Annotated in this window: 12 protein-coding genes; 5 read left to right on the top strand and 7 right to left on the bottom strand. The window is 69.9% G+C overall.

Annotated elements, in window-relative coordinates; translation table 11 throughout:
- Nucleotides 1-306: 306 nt before the first annotated feature.
- Both ACLJWH_RS21585 and ACLJWH_RS21580 read right to left on the bottom strand, forming a co-directional pair.
- The gene (locus tag ACLJWH_RS21585; RefSeq protein ID WP_411143380.1) at nucleotides 307-864 is read right to left on the bottom strand and encodes a GNAT family N-acetyltransferase; all 558 of its coding nucleotides are present in this window, start codon (nucleotides 862-864) and stop codon (nucleotides 307-309) included.
- Nucleotides 861-2,117 carry an XRE family transcriptional regulator gene (locus ACLJWH_RS21580; protein WP_411143379.1) on the bottom strand — a complete coding sequence of 419 codons (1,257 nt, stop codon included), beginning with the start codon at nucleotides 2,115-2,117 and terminating at the stop codon, nucleotides 861-863. Before ACLJWH_RS21580 ends, ACLJWH_RS21585 begins: the two co-directional genes overlap by 4 nt.
- A 650-nt stretch (nucleotides 2,118-2,767) precedes the next feature.
- On the opposite strand from ACLJWH_RS21580, the gene ACLJWH_RS21575 reads away from it, so the two are divergent.
- Nucleotides 2,768-3,082, top strand: a complete 315-nt coding sequence (locus tag ACLJWH_RS21575) for a hypothetical protein (RefSeq protein WP_411143378.1) — start codon at nucleotides 2,768-2,770, stop codon at nucleotides 3,080-3,082.
- A 576-nt stretch (nucleotides 3,083-3,658) separates the two neighbouring features.
- On the opposite strand, the gene ACLJWH_RS21570 is transcribed toward ACLJWH_RS21575, so the two are convergent.
- From ACLJWH_RS21570 to ACLJWH_RS21550, 5 genes are all read right to left on the bottom strand, one after another.
- On the bottom strand, nucleotides 3,659-4,552 hold the full coding sequence (locus ACLJWH_RS21570) for an NAD(P)H-binding protein (protein ID WP_411143377.1): 894 nt from the start codon (nucleotides 4,550-4,552) through the stop codon (nucleotides 3,659-3,661).
- Nucleotides 4,553-4,730: 178 nt separating this feature from the next.
- The gene (locus ACLJWH_RS21565) at nucleotides 4,731-5,411 is read right to left on the bottom strand and encodes a response regulator (protein ID WP_411143376.1); all 681 of its coding nucleotides are present in this window, start codon (nucleotides 5,409-5,411) and stop codon (nucleotides 4,731-4,733) included.
- Nucleotides 5,336-6,658, bottom strand: coding sequence for a sensor histidine kinase (locus ACLJWH_RS21560; RefSeq protein WP_411143375.1), 1,323 nt, complete (start codon nucleotides 6,656-6,658; stop codon nucleotides 5,336-5,338). Before ACLJWH_RS21560 ends, ACLJWH_RS21565 begins: the two co-directional genes overlap by 76 nt.
- A gap of 203 nt (nucleotides 6,659-6,861) precedes the next feature.
- Nucleotides 6,862-9,489, bottom strand: coding sequence for an FtsX-like permease family protein (locus tag ACLJWH_RS21555; RefSeq protein ID WP_411143374.1), 2,628 nt, complete (start codon nucleotides 9,487-9,489; stop codon nucleotides 6,862-6,864).
- Nucleotides 9,490-9,497: 8 nt separating this feature from the next.
- Nucleotides 9,498-10,244 carry an ABC transporter ATP-binding protein gene (locus ACLJWH_RS21550; protein WP_411143373.1) on the bottom strand — a complete coding sequence of 249 codons (747 nt, stop codon included), beginning with the start codon at nucleotides 10,242-10,244 and terminating at the stop codon, nucleotides 9,498-9,500.
- 420 nt (nucleotides 10,245-10,664) lie between these two features.
- Here ACLJWH_RS21550 and ACLJWH_RS21545 point away from each other — a divergent pair, with 420 nt between their 5' ends.
- The 4 genes from ACLJWH_RS21545 (at nucleotide 10,665) to ACLJWH_RS21530 (ending at nucleotide 14,082) form a co-directional block, all read left to right on the top strand.
- On the top strand, nucleotides 10,665-11,678 hold the full coding sequence (locus ACLJWH_RS21545; RefSeq protein ID WP_411143372.1) for a class I SAM-dependent methyltransferase: 1,014 nt from the start codon (nucleotides 10,665-10,667) through the stop codon (nucleotides 11,676-11,678).
- A gap of 35 nt (nucleotides 11,679-11,713) precedes the next feature.
- Nucleotides 11,714-12,736, top strand: coding sequence for a histidinol-phosphate transaminase (locus ACLJWH_RS21540; protein WP_411143371.1), 1,023 nt, complete (start codon nucleotides 11,714-11,716; stop codon nucleotides 12,734-12,736).
- 95 nt (nucleotides 12,737-12,831) lie between these two features.
- On the top strand, nucleotides 12,832-13,041 hold the full coding sequence (locus ACLJWH_RS21535; RefSeq protein ID WP_411143370.1) for an MbtH family protein: 210 nt from the start codon (nucleotides 12,832-12,834) through the stop codon (nucleotides 13,039-13,041).
- A gap of 66 nt (nucleotides 13,042-13,107) precedes the next feature.
- A complete protein-coding gene (locus ACLJWH_RS21530) occupies nucleotides 13,108-14,082 on the top strand; it encodes a TauD/TfdA family dioxygenase (protein ID WP_411143369.1) in 975 nt (324 codons plus the stop codon).
- The last annotated feature ends 55 nt before the right edge of the window (nucleotides 14,083-14,137 follow it).

The raw sequence follows: 14,137 nt of genomic DNA, 5'->3' as shown, positions 1-14,137 counted from the left end.
TGGTCCCCGCGGGTGCGGGGGTGGTCCCTGGCCAACGATGGAGACGAGTGGACGCAGCTTGTGGTCCCCGCGGGTGCGGGGGTGGCCCCGGGGTGCTCGCCCCGGTGGGGTGGGTCCTGATGTGGTCCCCGCGTGTGCGGTGGCGGCCCTCAACGCCGCAGATATTGGAGAACCCCAAGCGCAAGGGCCTCTATGGCCGCTTCGAAACCGAGAAGCATCGGTGGGAGGAGGCGACTACGGGCCTCGGCCGGGGCGAAGAATTCAATCTCCGATAGGTCGTCGTCGTGTGGGCAAGACAATGGTTGGTCAGGGATTCTGGACGCGATGGGATACCGGGCGTCCCATGCACGTCAGTTGCGGCGCGTCCGGTGACAGCGGCTGCTGATGGCCGATCGTTTCGTACCCCCAGCGCTCATACAGCGCCTGGACCTTCCCGCCTCCGGCCGCTCCGTTCACGCAGAGAGTGGTGTAGCGCTCGGCGCGAGATTTCAGTAGGTCGTCGTGGAGCCGTTGAGCAATACCCTGGCCGCGCCATTTCTGTACCACGCCGATTTCCTTGATGGCGACTACCGGTCCGGCGGTGTAGATGTTCGGAGGCGGCGAAGTCAGCCTGGTCCACCACCGGTTACCCGGCTCGATGGTGTTGGCGTAGGCGTAGCCGACGGCCTCGCCGTGCTCATAGGCGATCGCCGCCTCCCACCCCGGCTCGGCGCCATGACGGTCGAGCCGCTCGGCAAACGTGGTGAGTTTGTAGTTCGGTAGATGCAACAGCTCGGCCCGTACGTCTGCGTACACACCAATCAGCGTCTCCCGGATGTCGGAAAGGTCGGTGAAGCTGCGCAGGGTGATGGTCTCAACGGTCATGTGACGGCCTCTCGCTGATGCTGCTCGAAGGTGCGGGTGTGGACGCTGCGCGGCGCGAACTTGTGCAAGTCGGCGCTGAAGGTGGTGAGCATCCCGGCGACACGGGGATGCCGGGCAGCGTCGCGGGGGATGCCCATTGCCGTCTCGACAGCAGGGCCTACATCGTGCTGTCCGAGCTGGGCACGGGCGAGCCGGGCCGTGGTGATCGCACGGGAACGCTTCATATGCGGAAGCAGTGCAGACATGGAGCGGTGCGCGCGGGCTTCAGCGTCCTCCCACATTCCCAATGCCAGGTAGGCCACCAAAGCAAGGGAATCCAGCTCTGACGGCCCGTAAAACGCGCGCAGCCATACCGGCCGGGGCATTCCGTCGTCGGCGCGGGCCAGGCCGTCTTCCGCATACCCGAGAGCCCGCCGCACGGCCACTCGGCCGCCTGCCAGGCCCTGGATCGCGGCGTGCCGGGCGTGCCCAAGGGAAGCGAACAGCGGATCACGACGAGCGATAGGGAGGCCGCGAGCAACGTCGTTCGCTGCGAGGCCGTCCGCAGGACGCCCCATGTGCCGATAGAGCGTTCCAGCATGCGACCAGATACGGAACTGGATTGCCTGGTCTCCTGACATTCTGGCGAGACTCGATGCACGGTCGAAGTGGCGTTGCGCCTCGTCGAAGCGGCGGCCGTCAATGGCCGCCCACATCGCTGAGGACAGAAACGCAGCGGCCGATCCGTACAACCGCTCCCGTACCCGCTGACTCGCAGTGCCGGAACGCTCAAGAGTTAACACCTCCTCGGCGAGAGCGGCGGCCTCGTGCTCGATGACGGCCCTTCCGCCATGCCGGTGATCGCTGGCGACAATCTCCGCGAACTTACGGTTCAGCCGTTCCACATCAGATATGCCGATGCGCCGGGCCGGCGGAGTCGAAGCGGCGACGGTGGCAGCGCCGGCGGCGAGGAAAGTGCGGCGGTTCACGGAGTCCTCCTGCGAGGGTGACGGGGCTGGAGTGCTGCGCCCCCTCGGCACAAAACCTAGTTCGGTCGCAGCCAGGCCAGTGACGCTCTCCAGCGCCGTACGGGTGACCGCCTTGGGCCATTTGACGCGTCCGGCTTTCCAGTCCCGTACGGATGAACCGTCCAGTCCCCCGGGATGTCCGGTGAGATCGCAGATCGCCGCATTGACGGTCTCCGCCAAGGAGTTGGAGCTATGGCCATGTGTTTCCATCCGTGCGACCAGCGCATCATTTCGAGTCGCTGCCATGGATTCATGGTAGTGGCGGTGAAGGCTCTGCGGCTGGCAAAAGAACGGTCAAATCACCCTAGGGACGCGTGGGCAAGAGATACCTGATCGCCCTAACCAAACGTGCCTCGGGCGCAGTTGAGTGGATTGCAGCGGATCCTTCCCCCGCCTCCGTTGGGGACGGGTTCGCATCGAAGACGCCTCGGAGAGGATCCATCGATGCCGACGCCACCGCCCCGTCCCTTCCAGTTCCTCATCGGAGCGGCTGTTGTTGACACGACCATCTCCGAGGTCGGCGAAGCCAAAGTGGTCTGCGGCGAATTTCTCTTGCTGAGACCGGCTGTTGGGGCTCCGTGGGATGCGCTCGCGAATTGGTGCCGGCCCTGCAACCCTTCAAGAGGCCAGGAATCTCACCGCCTTTCAGAAAACCGAAGTTGGCGGCCGACGGAAGATCACCCGTGAAACCTGACCAGCGCCGCGCCGTCACGTATCTGACGTGCCTGGCGGCCCTGTCCTTCGTGCTCGCCGTCGGCATCTCCGGCAGCCACCACGGCTGACACCCCCGGCAGGGCCTCCTCCACCACGTAGTACCTCGTTCGGCCCCGGCCCTGCGCCCTTACCTAGGTGCGTGGGCGAGTGACAGTTCATCGACAGCGTGAGGACCTCCCCCCATGACCACGCACACACCCATGCAGCCCCTCGGACTGGGGCACTGGAAACACCCCCTTCTCGGCCGCCGCGTGATCGACCACGCCCACGACGACCGCATCGGCGTCCTCCGTGCCATCGCTCCCGATGCGAAGGCCAGCACCCGCCTCATCATCGGGATTCCCGACACACCCCCCGTGGCGTGGCTTGCCCCCGTGGCCGGTGGCGTGGAGTGGACGACGGAAACCGAGGCGATCGAGGCCGCAAACCCGGAGATCTCGACGACGGCGCACAGCGCTGATGGACAGGCCGATAGCTCACATCGCGATCAACCATGACCCAATCCCGTCCAGAGATCTATCTCTGAATACCGAGACCCCCGGCTTCCTCAGCCGGGCGTGCTCCTCGCGGAGGGCCCCACCAACCTACGCGGCCCCCATCCCCCTTTGTTGCGAAGTTTCCGAGGATGCAGCAGGGAGCACGGAGCGGGGCGTCCAGAACCCTATGGGGGAGAATACGGGCGCCCCGTTCAAATCGTCTGACTTTGAGGGGGGTTAGATGAGTTACGAGTCGCTTTTCACGCGAGAGCACGGCGTGATTTTCATGCGGCGCATGTCTGGGCCAAGGCCCGCAAGGCGCAAGTGAGCCGGGGTATTCAGCGGACAGCCCCGACGCCAAGAAAGGCCCCGAGCGAGGTACCGGCGAGAGAGCGGTTCCAGCCCCCTGCTCACACCGGGGCCGTCCCGCGTCTCACATCTCGCGATTCGGTTAGCCAACGCGATTCGGTTGGCCAATATCCCTTGGTGTTCCGTGCGTACGACCTGACGTCGTCGCGGATCCGTCGTATCCCCGGCGCGGGCGGTAGTCGTATCTCCGGCGCGGGCGGTAACGGCTGCTCCGCTTCCCCCGTCGGGTCAGACGTCCCAGACCCCCGCAGCGGCGGCCTCGCGGGCGAAGTCGGCGAAATCGCGGGGCTTGCGGCCGAGGACCTCCTCGACGCCGTTGACGAGGTGGGCGTTGCGGCCGTCGAGGATCAGGCTGAGCAGGTCGGCGAACTCGGCCGGGGCCCCGGCAGCCTCCAGTCCGGCGCGGAACTCGTCGAGGGTGACGGGGACGTAGCTGATCTGCCGGCCGGTGGCCCGGGACAGTTCGGCGGCCGCGTCGCGGAAGCTCAGCGGCCGGGGGCCGGACAGTTCGTAGGTCTTGCCGATGTGCCGGGGGTCGGCGAGGACGGCGGTGACCACGTCGGCGATGTCGTCGGCGTCCACGAACGGCTCGACGGCCTCACCGGTCGGCAGGACGAGTTCACCGGAGAGGACCGGCTCCAGGAAGAAGTCCTCGCTGAAGTTCTGGTGGAACCAGCTCGCGCGCACGACCGTCCAGTCCGCGCCGGACGCCTTCAGCCGGTCCTCGCTGGCGTGGGCACGCTCCTCGCCGCGGGCGGAGAGCAGCACCAGCCGCCGCGCGCCGCGGTCGACGGCGAGCCGCGCGAACTCCTCGACGGTCTCGGCCGCACCGGGAAAGCCGAGGTCCGGGGAGTAGGTGACGTAGACGGCGCCCACGCCCTCCAGTGCGGCCTGCCAGGTGGCGGGGTCCTCCCAGACGAAGGGGCGGTCGGCGCTGCGGGATCCGATCCGTACGGCCTGCCCCTGCGCGGTGAGACGCGCCGCGACCCGGCGGCCGGTCTTGCCCGTACCGCCGAGGACGAGTGTGAGCGGTGCCGCGCCCCGGGTGACCTGCGTGTCCCGGATGACCTGCGTGTCCCGGATGACCTGCGTGTTCTGAGCCTTCTGAGCGTTCTGAGTCATGTCGACAGTCAAGTTCGTCCCGGTGGGCCGGGACATGGCCGAGAGGCTCGGGTCCATGTGCGTGCGTTCATGTTCACGTTCGCGGGGGCTTACGCCGGACGGAACGGAGGAAGCAGGACGGGACGAAGGGGCCGGTAGGGATGGACAGCGCAGGAACGGCCGCCGCGCGCCCAGGGCGTTACTCGTCCCGCAGATACGCCAGGACGGCGAGCACCCGCCGGTTCCCGTCGTCGGGGGACAGTCCGAGCTTGGTGAAGATGTTGCCGATGTGTTTGGCCACCGCGCCGTCGCTGATGTTCAGCGCGTCGCGCACCATCGCGTTGGAGTAGCCGTGCGCCATCAGCCCGAGCACCTCCTGTTCGCGGGCGGACAGCAGCTGCGACTGATGGCGCCGGTCGCGCTCCATCAGCATGTGCTGGACTACCTGGGGGTCGATCACCATGGCTCCTGCGGCGACGCGTTCGACGGCCTGGGCGAATTCGCTGAGTTCGCCGATCCGGTCCTTGAGCAGGTAGCCCAGGCCGGCCCGGCTCTGGCGGTGCGGCGCCCGGCTGGGGGTGAACAGTTCTTTGGCGTAGGCGTTGGCGATGTACTGGGAGAGGACCAGGACGGGCAGGTCCGGGTCGCGTTTGCGCAGCTGGATGGTGGCGCGCAGCCCGTCGTCACCGTGCCCCGGGGGCATCCGTACGTCGGTGACGACGATGTCCGGGGAACACTCGCCCACGGCGGTGAGCAGGGAGTCGGCGTCCCCGACGGCGCGGACCACCTGATGGCCGAACTTGTTCAGCAGCTCGACGATCCCTTCGCGGACGAGGGCCGAGTCCTCTGCGAGGACGATACGGAGTGGCTGTACTGGCACGGAATCTCCAGGCTGAGGGCGGTGGGACCACCGGCGGGGCTGGCCAGCGTCAGTCTTCCATCGACCACCGCGACCCGGTCGGACAAGCCCTGGAGTCCGCCGCCGTCGCGCAGTGCGGCACCGCCGACGCCGTCGTCGGTGACCGTGACGGCCAGCCGGCCCGCGGCCAGCCGGCCGTGCACGGAGGCGGCCGCGGCCCCGCTGTGCTTGGCCACATTGGTGAGCGCTTCGCTGATGAAGAAGTAGGCGGTGGCCTCGATCTGCGCGGGCAGCCGCCCGGCCAGCTCCACATCGACGGAGACCGGCACCCGGCAGCGGACCGCGACCTCGGACACCGCCGCGGCGATGCCGTGATCGGTGAGGACCTGCGGGTGGATGCCGCGGATCAGGTCGCGCAGTTCGCCCAGCGCCTGCTTCGCCTCGCGCCGGGCCCGGGAGACCAGTTCGCCGCCCTTTCCGGCCCCCGCGCCGCCGGCGCCGAACTCCAGCTCGGCCAGGCCCAGCGTCATGACCAGCGCCACGAGGTGCTGTTGCGCCCCGTCGTGCAGATCGCGCTCGATACGGCGCCGCTCGGCCTCGAAGGCGTCGGCCATCCGGGCCCGCGAGCGGGTCAACTCCACGACCTGGTCGGTCTGTTCGCCTTCCTTGGGGGCCAGCATCAGCCGGACGAACCAGGACTGGGCGGCCGCCGCCACGCCCAGGATGTACGCGGCCACCGGCAGCGCGGCGATCCCGATGCCGGTGAGCACCAGCGCCTCGGGCTGCGCGGAGGAGACGGCCACGAAGACCGGGGCGACGATCAGCGCGACCAGCAGGCCGGTCATCGTCAGCAGTGCCAGGTCCACGAAGGAGAGCAACATCGCGAACACCACGGCGTAGCTGAACTCCCGCCAGGTCGCGGGCTCCCGCAGCCGGGCGGTCAGCCACGGCCACAGCCCCGGCCGGGCGACGGCACCGTGCGGACTGCCCGGCCGGTCCGCGTACTGCCCGTCCAGCAGCCGCAGCCGGCGGCGCTCCAGCGCGGCCAGCGGGATGCCCAGGAGCAACGAGCCCGCCAGCATGACCAGCCCGATGCCCAGCACCGACAGCAGCAGCCCGCATACCAGCACGCCACCCAGCACGATCAGGGCGGCCAGCCCGAGGAGAGCGGAGGTGGCGAGGTAGGCGAGCGAACGCCAGGGCGCCGCGGAGGTGAGGAAGCCGACCGGGCTCTCGGTCACGGCCCGCCAGGTGGGAGAGGAGCTCATCGCCCCCACACTAAGGGCCGGTCCGGGCCCGTGGAGAGCGTCCGGGCGGGGTCCGCACGGGCCCGCCCACCGCACCGTGTCCCGGGCGGGGCGGGCGCAGGCGGGCGCCCCGCCCGGGAAGGCGCCGGCCAGCGGCCGGTCCGGCAGGTTCCGTGCGGGGGACACGGACTGCCGGACCGGCCGGTCCATGGGCAACGGGCGGCTCATCCCACGCCCGTCAGCACCGGCTCCTGCACGCCGGGCGCATCGGCCTGCTCCGCGCGGCCGCCGGCGGAGCGCAGCTGGATCAGGGTGGGCACGAGCGTGGCGAGCATGGCCACCACCAGGCAGCCGGCCAGCACCGATCCCATCTCCCACCACGGCACGGGGAATTCGGCACCCTCACCGGACTCGGACAGTGCCCGGCTCATGCCGAGCATCGTCACCCCGTCCGCGAGCACACCCAGCACCCCGCCCACGACCACCACGGTCAGCGTCTCCCACACGACGGTGCGCAGCACCTGCGGCCGGGTCGCGCCGAGCTTGCGCAGCAGGGTGATGCCCTCGGCCCGCTCCCCGGCGGCCATGACCAGGGTGTTGGCGATGGCGATACCGGTGTAGAGCATCGCCATGCCGAGCAGGACCAGGACCAGGATGTGGCCCTCCTCCTGCGCGGCGGAGGCCCGCCGCGCCAGCCAGTCGTCGCGGTCGTACGCGGCCGCGCCGTACGCGTCCGCGATCTTTCCCGCGGCGCTCGTCACGGCGGCGCGGTCCGCGCCCGGTGCCAACGACAGGTAGGCGGTGTTCGCCATCGCGTCGGGCGCGTGCCGGACCAGCGTGTCCCGCGGGAAGAGCACCGCGGGCAGGCCCGCGGACGAGCTGATCACCGCGGCGACCTTCACCCGTACCTTCGTGGCGTCGGCGAGGTACACCTCGACGTCGTCGCCCGCCCGCCAGCCCAGCTGCCCGGCGACCAGTTTCGTCACCGCGATCGCGTCGCCCCGCAGGTCGCCCAGCGAACCCTTGACGGTGTCCAGCCGGATGGCGCCGGACAGGTTCGCCGGATCCACCGCACCGATACCGCTGGACATGACGTAACTGGAGCCGACGAGGAAGCCGCTGGTCTCGGCGGCCGGCGAGGCGGCCCGTACCCCGGGTACCGAGGACAGTTCGCGCAGCGCGGTGGTGGGCAGGCCCGTGCCACCGTCGGCGGCGACCACCACATCGGCCTTCAGATGTGCGCGGTCGTCGGCGATGGTGGTCGCCGAACTCGCGTTGGTGACGCCGACGATGGAACCGGCGACGGCCACCGTGACCAGGATGGGGGCGGCGGCCGACGCGGTCCTGCGCACGGCGGCGCGGGCGTTGTCGCCGGCCAGTGCCCCGGTGACGTGGGTCACCGCGGCCAGCGGGAAGGTCGCCAGCCGCACCAGCGGCGGGACGAGCAGCGGCGCGAACGCCACCATCGCCACCACGAGGATCTCGGTCAGCACCAGCGAGATCACCACGGCGCCGTCACTGCCCGCCTGCGGCAGCATGACCAGCAGCAGTACGGACAGCGCCAGGAACAGCGAACCGGTGATCCAGCGGCCCGGCGTCATCACCCGGGTCTCCACCGCGGAGTCCCGCATGGTCTCGGCCGGGCGGACCTTCGCGGCCCGCCGCGAGGCGGCGAACACGCCGAGCAGCGCCACGCCGAGCCCGACGAAGAAGCTGATCAGCAGGATCGGGGGCGACGCGGGGACGTCGAAGTCCTTGGGCGCCATACCGAAGTACGACAGGACCGAGGCGAGCAGCCGGCCGCCGAAGATCCCGATGCCGCAGCCCGTGACCGAGGCGACGACGCCCAGCACCGCCGACTCCGCCATGATCATGCGGCGTACCTGGGGCGGTGTGGCGCCCACGGTGCGCAGCAGCGCCAGTTCCCTGCTGCGCTGCGCGATGGCGAAGGCGAAGGTGCCCGACACCACGAAGATCGAGACGAAGCCGGCGATCACCGCCATGACGGCGAGCAGCGTGGCGACGTCCCCGAGCGCCGCGGCGCGGGCGGCGGCGGCCGGATCGCCGCCCTTGGCGGCGCCGGTGGCGGCCTTGAGGGTCTTGTCCGGCAGCGCGGTGTGGACCCGGTCGGCCAGGGCCGTGGCAGCCGTGGCAGAGGTGCCGGGCGCGGCGAGGACGGCCACCGCATCGGCCCGGTCCGGGTCGGCCGACAGCCGCTGCGCGGTGTCGTCGGCGAAGAAGACGGTGGCCTCGCCGGGCACGCCGTCCTTGCCGGGGGGCGCCGCGATACCCGCGACGGCCATCTGCACCCGGCCCTGCGGGGTCACCACGGAGACCTTGTCACCGACGTCCGCCCCGGCACGTTCGGCCACCGAGGCGGCGACCACCACCTGGCCGCCGCCGACGGGCGCGTGGCCCCGGGTGAGATGGAAGGGCGTCAGCTGGGCGCTCGACCAGCCGTGACCGACCGGGCGGTCCTCGGCATCACCGGTGTGGCCGGCCACCACCCGGGCGGGCAGCGAACGGTCGATGACGACCTGCCGCACGCCGGGCACCGCGCGCACCGCGTCGGCGGTCTTCTGTACGTCCTTGAGACGGTGCGGGGAGGTGGCGGTCTGCCGCTGGTCGTACGCGCCGTCCCCGGAACCGAAGTCGACGGTGAAGGACTGGCCGGCCCGCACCACGACGGCTGCCGCGTCATAGCGGCCGGGGCTGCCGGGCTTCGACGTGCCCCGGGTGGCGTCGAGGACCTGGCCGGTACTGGCGATCAGTGCGACGCCGAGCGCCAGCGCGATGAACGTGCCGACGAACAGCGTCCATCTGGTGCGCAGGGTCGAAAGAGCGATGGACATCATGGGTTTCAGCCGCCCAGCCGTGCCATGTGCTCGCTCACCGCGGCCACCGTCGGGCCCATCAGTTCACCGTGCACCGCGCCGTCGGACAGGAAGAGCACCCGGTCCGCCCAGGAGGCGGCGACCGGGTCGTGGGTGACCATGACCACCGTCTGCCCGGCGTGGTCCACCACGGACCGCAGCAGCGTCAGCACCTCACGGCTGGTGTTGGTGTCCAGGGCGCCGGTCGGCTCGTCGGCGAACAGCACGTCGGGCTGGCTGATCAGGGCGCGGGCGATGGCCACCCGCTGCTGCTGGCCGCCGGACATCTCCGACGGCCGATGGCCGCCCCGGTCGCCCAGGCCCACCTGCTGGAGCGCGGCGTCCACCTGCGCGCGGCCCGGGTTCCGCCCGGCCAGCCGCATCGGCAGCGCCACGTTCTTGCGGGCGTTCAGCGACGGCATGAGATTGAAGGACTGGAAGACGAAACCGATCCGCTCCCGGCGCAGCTTGGTCAGCTCCGTCTCGGACAGCGCGCTGATGTCGGTGTCGCCGATGAACACCCGGCCCGAGGTGGGGCGGTCCAGGCCCGCCGCGCACTGGAGCAGAGTGCTCTTGCCCGAGCCCGAGGGGCCCATCACCGCGGTGAACGACCCCCGGGCGAAGCCGCAGTGGACACCGCGCAGGGCGGGCACCTGGCTGTCGCCACGGCCGTACAGCCGGACCACCGCGCTGAGTGTCACGGCCTGCTGGACACCGATTCCGGTGACGGACACATCTCCTCCTTCGCCTCGCTCCCCGTGCACGGTCGCGTCCACGGCGTGCCGCCCAGTCAAGCGGGGCGGGCCGTGCCGCGCACTGGCGTTGCGTCCCGTCTTCCGGGTGGAGAAAACTCCACCCGGTCATCCCCGAACGGACAGGGAACGGACGGGGACCGGGCTTCCGACGCGGTGGCGGACGCTGGGCCGCGGGCGCGATTTCACCGCCGGCCGGGCACCGTGGGAAGCGGATTCCGGTGCTCACCGGGACCTGCTTCTTTTCGCGTCAGCTTACAGAGGTGGCGTCGCGGTCCGCGTCGAACGACAGTAAGCCACTGGAAGCGGCGGACGAACGGTGAGATCGGCACGATCGTCGGCCGTTGCGGCATCGCGTGATGAATTCGCGAACCTTCACAGAAGACGGGGGAAACGGTCAGCATGAGCGACGGAATCACCGGGCACACCATCGAGTACAAGCGGTCTGCGGAACTTTTCAATTCGAGCATTGCCACCTGGGCGGTGAGCGCGGCCTGGGACATCGGAATCTTCCGGGTGCTGGACGGGGCCGATTCCTTCGACATTCCCTCGTACGCAGCGGAGAAGGGCCTGCACGAACCCTCGCTGCGGGCCACTGTCCGCGCGTTGACGTACGCGGAGGTGGTGGAGGTCGACGGGGACCGCGTCACCCGCGGCGCGACCTTCGAGGAATTCTCCCGGGCCAAGGGCCTTTTCCAGTGGCTGACCAAGGGCTACGGCTCGCTGTTCCAGCGCATGGGCGAGGTGACGCACACCGCCGGCCGTGGCGATGACTTCATCCGGCGCGATGCGACCGCCGTGAGCATCGCCTGCCGTGACGTGAACGAGGTCTTCATGGACGAGGCGTTCTTCAACGCCCTGGCCGGCCTGGAGTTCTCGGTCGCCGCCGACCTCGGCTGCGGCAGCGGTGAGCGGCTGGTGCAGCTCGCCCGGCGCGACCCGACGGTGCGCTGTGTGGGCATCGACATCGCCAAGGGCGCCATCGACGTCGGCGAGAAGGCACTGGCCGAGAGCGGGATGCAGCACCGGGTCAAGCTGATCCAGGGCGATGCCAGAAAGCTCAGCCAGTACCCGGAGTTCAAGGACGTCGATCTGATGACGTCCTATCTCATGGGTCATGACTTCTGGCCCCGGGAGGACTGTGTGGCGCTGCTGCGCAGCATCCGGACCGAGCTTCCCAATCTCAAGTATTTTCTGCTGGCCGACACCCACCGTGACACCACGAACCAGATCTCCGACATCCCGCTCTTCACTCTGGGATTCGAGACGGCACACGCGCTGATGGGCCAGTACATACCCAGCCTTGAGGAATGGGAGTCGGTCTTCGAAGAGGCCGGCTGGAAGTGCACCGCGCAGCACGCGTACAGCACGCCGTCGAGCACCGTCATCTTCCAGCTGGAGCCGGTTTCCGCCTGACGTGGAAATCCGCAGAGCAAAGAGGACGGAAGCCCGTGCCACACACCACTGACATACCCGCGCCGCTGCATCGGCTGGCATTGAACGAAACGCCGTACCCACCCCTCCCGGAGGTGCGCAAGGCCCTGGCGGATTCCGTCACCGAGATCAACCGCTATCCGCAGTTCTACGCGGACGGTCTGATGGAAATCGTCGCCGCATGGCGCGGGGTCCCCGTCGAATCCGTCATCATCGGCAGCGGTTCGGTCGGCGTCGCCCTACAGACCCTCCAGGCGTACATCAAGGAACCCGGCGATCAAGTCCTCTACGCCTGGCGGGCGTTCGACGCCTACCCGATCATCGCCGACATGGCGGGGGCCGAGCGCGTCGAGGTCCCGCTGACCGCCGACGGGGAGCAGGACCTGGCGAAGATGGCGGCAGCGGTGACCGACCGGACCCGCGTGGTGATCCTCTGCAACCCGCACAACCCCACCGGCACCACCATCGGCCGCGCGGCCCTCGACGACTTCCTGGCGTCGCTCCCCGGCGGTGTGCTGGTGATCCTCGACGAGGCGTACACCGAATTCGCCGCCGACGCCGTCGATCTGCCGCAGGGGCTGGACCTGGTGCGCGCGGGGCACCCCGTGCTGAGCCTGCGCACCTTCTCCAAGGCGTACGGCCTCGCCGGGCTGCGCATCGGCTACGGCATCGCCTCGCCCGAGGTCGTCAAGCGGGTGCGGCCCACATCCGTTCCGTACAGCATCAGCGAGCTGGCCCGCGTCGCCATCGCGGCCTCCATCGGTGCCGAGGCGGACCTCGTCCGGCGGATCGCCACGATCAGCGCCGAACGGGCCCGGGTGCAGGCGGAGTTGCGTTCCCAGGGCTGGCGCGTGCTGGAGAGCCGGGCGAACTTCGTCTGGCTCGACGAGCCGGTTCGCGCCGAGGCGTTCCACACGTCGTGCGCCGACCGGGGCGCACAGGTGCGGCTCTACCCCGGCGAGGGCATCCGGCTGACGATCGGCACCGCCGAGGCCAACGACCTCGTCCTGGCCGCGGCCCGGGAGCTCGCCGCCGGCTGACCCGCCGCGCCCCTTTCCCCTCCGCGCCGGCCAGGCGCGCCCACCCTGCCCGCGGGACACCGTTCCCGGCGGGCCGTGATCCGGAAGGAACCACCATGGCCAACCCGTTCGAGGACGCGGACGGCAGCTACCTGGTGCTGGTCAACGACGAGGGCCAGCACTCCCTGTGGCCGGACTTCATCGAGGTCCCCGCGGGCTGGACGGTCGCCCACGGCAAGGACAGCCGCGCGGCGTGCGTCGCGTACATCAATGCCCACTGGACCGATATGCGGCCCGCGAGCCTGGTGCGGCGGACGGCGGCCTGACGGCCGTACCACGGGGCGGTCCGGGCCGGGCCGCCCGCGGGTCTTTCGCAGGACTGGAGAAGTCAAGTGCACAAGCTGGTGTTGACCGCTGAGGAGCGGGAGAGCATCGACGCCCTCATCGACGGCATCGTGGCCGACGACGAGTGGGACCCGATGGCGGCCATGGACCGTGCCGCCGTGGCGGCGCCGTCACTGCCCCGGCGCCTGCGCGCGTTCCTCTCGGAGGCGCGCGCCGCGGAATGGGACGTGACCGTCGTGTCCGGTCTCCCGATCCACCCCGACCTTCCCCCCACGCCCACCGGGTGGGACCGCGCCGCGAAGTCCGGTGCGGGCCATCGCGAGGAGGTGGCGCTGCTGTTGTGCGGCACCGCGCTGGGCGATCCGTTCGGCTGGGAGAGCCAGCAGGACGGCCGTATCGTCCACGACGTCTGCCCGGCCCCCGGCATGGAGTCCTCGCTGACCAGCGCCAGCAGCGCCAAGACGCTGTCGCTGCACACCGAGGACGTCTTCCACCCGTGCCGCGCCGACTACGTCTCACTCCTTTGCTTGCGCAATCCGGATGCGGTGGGAACAACGGTGACCCGGGTCGGTTCCCTGGAATTCCCGGAGACCTTGCGGAGCATCCTCTCGGAACCCCGATTCCGCTTCTACCCGGACGATTCACATACCGGAAGTTCGCGTTCGGCGAACGCGTCGGACGACGCCGGCGGCCCGCCCGGCGGAACGACCGGGCCGGTGCTCTTCGGTCCTGCGCGAACTCCCTATCTACGTTTCGACATCGACTTCATGTCGGGTGAGGACACGGCGGCCACCGAGGCCATGGGCGCCACCCAGGAAGTCCTGAGCGATGCGGCGGGCCGAGTCGCCCTCCAGCCCGGTGACGCGGTATTCATCGACAACTATCAAGTGGTGCACGGGCGTGAGCCTTTTGCCGCCCGCTATGACGGTGCGGACCGCTGGCTGAAGCGCCTCAATATCAGCCGGGACATCCGCCGTCTGTATGCGGGCAGCGCGAACCGCTCCCGGATCATCCCCGCCTGACCGACCGCGCACCACCCTCGCGCGACGGCCGCCGGCCCGGTACGGACCGGCGGCC

Source organism: Streptomyces sp. x-80 (assembly GCF_046549095.1).
GTDB classification, from domain to species: Bacteria; Actinomycetota; Actinomycetes; order Streptomycetales; family Streptomycetaceae; genus Streptomyces; species Streptomyces celluloflavus.
This window is presented reverse-complemented; position numbering and strand designations above follow the sequence as displayed.

Coding starts and splice junctions, on each gene's coding strand:
- ACLJWH_RS21585 (WP_411143380.1), bottom strand. CDS start 864: ATGACCGTTGAGACCATCACCCTGCGCAGCTTCACCGACCTTTCCGAC.
- ACLJWH_RS21580 (WP_411143379.1), bottom strand. CDS start 2,117: ATGGCAGCGACTCGAAATGATGCGCTGGTCGCACGGATGGAAACACAT.
- ACLJWH_RS21575 (WP_411143378.1), top strand. CDS start 2,768: ATGACCACGCACACACCCATGCAGCCCCTCGGACTGGGGCACTGGAAA.
- ACLJWH_RS21570 (WP_411143377.1), bottom strand. CDS start 4,552: ATGACTCAGAACGCTCAGAAGGCTCAGAACACGCAGGTCATCCGGGAC.
- ACLJWH_RS21560 (WP_411143375.1), bottom strand. CDS start 6,658: ATGAGCTCCTCTCCCACCTGGCGGGCCGTGACCGAGAGCCCGGTCGGC.
- ACLJWH_RS21555 (WP_411143374.1), bottom strand. CDS start 9,489: ATGTCCATCGCTCTTTCGACCCTGCGCACCAGATGGACGCTGTTCGTC.
- ACLJWH_RS21545 (WP_411143372.1), top strand. CDS start 10,665: ATGAGCGACGGAATCACCGGGCACACCATCGAGTACAAGCGGTCTGCG.
- ACLJWH_RS21535 (WP_411143370.1), top strand. CDS start 12,832: ATGGCCAACCCGTTCGAGGACGCGGACGGCAGCTACCTGGTGCTGGTC.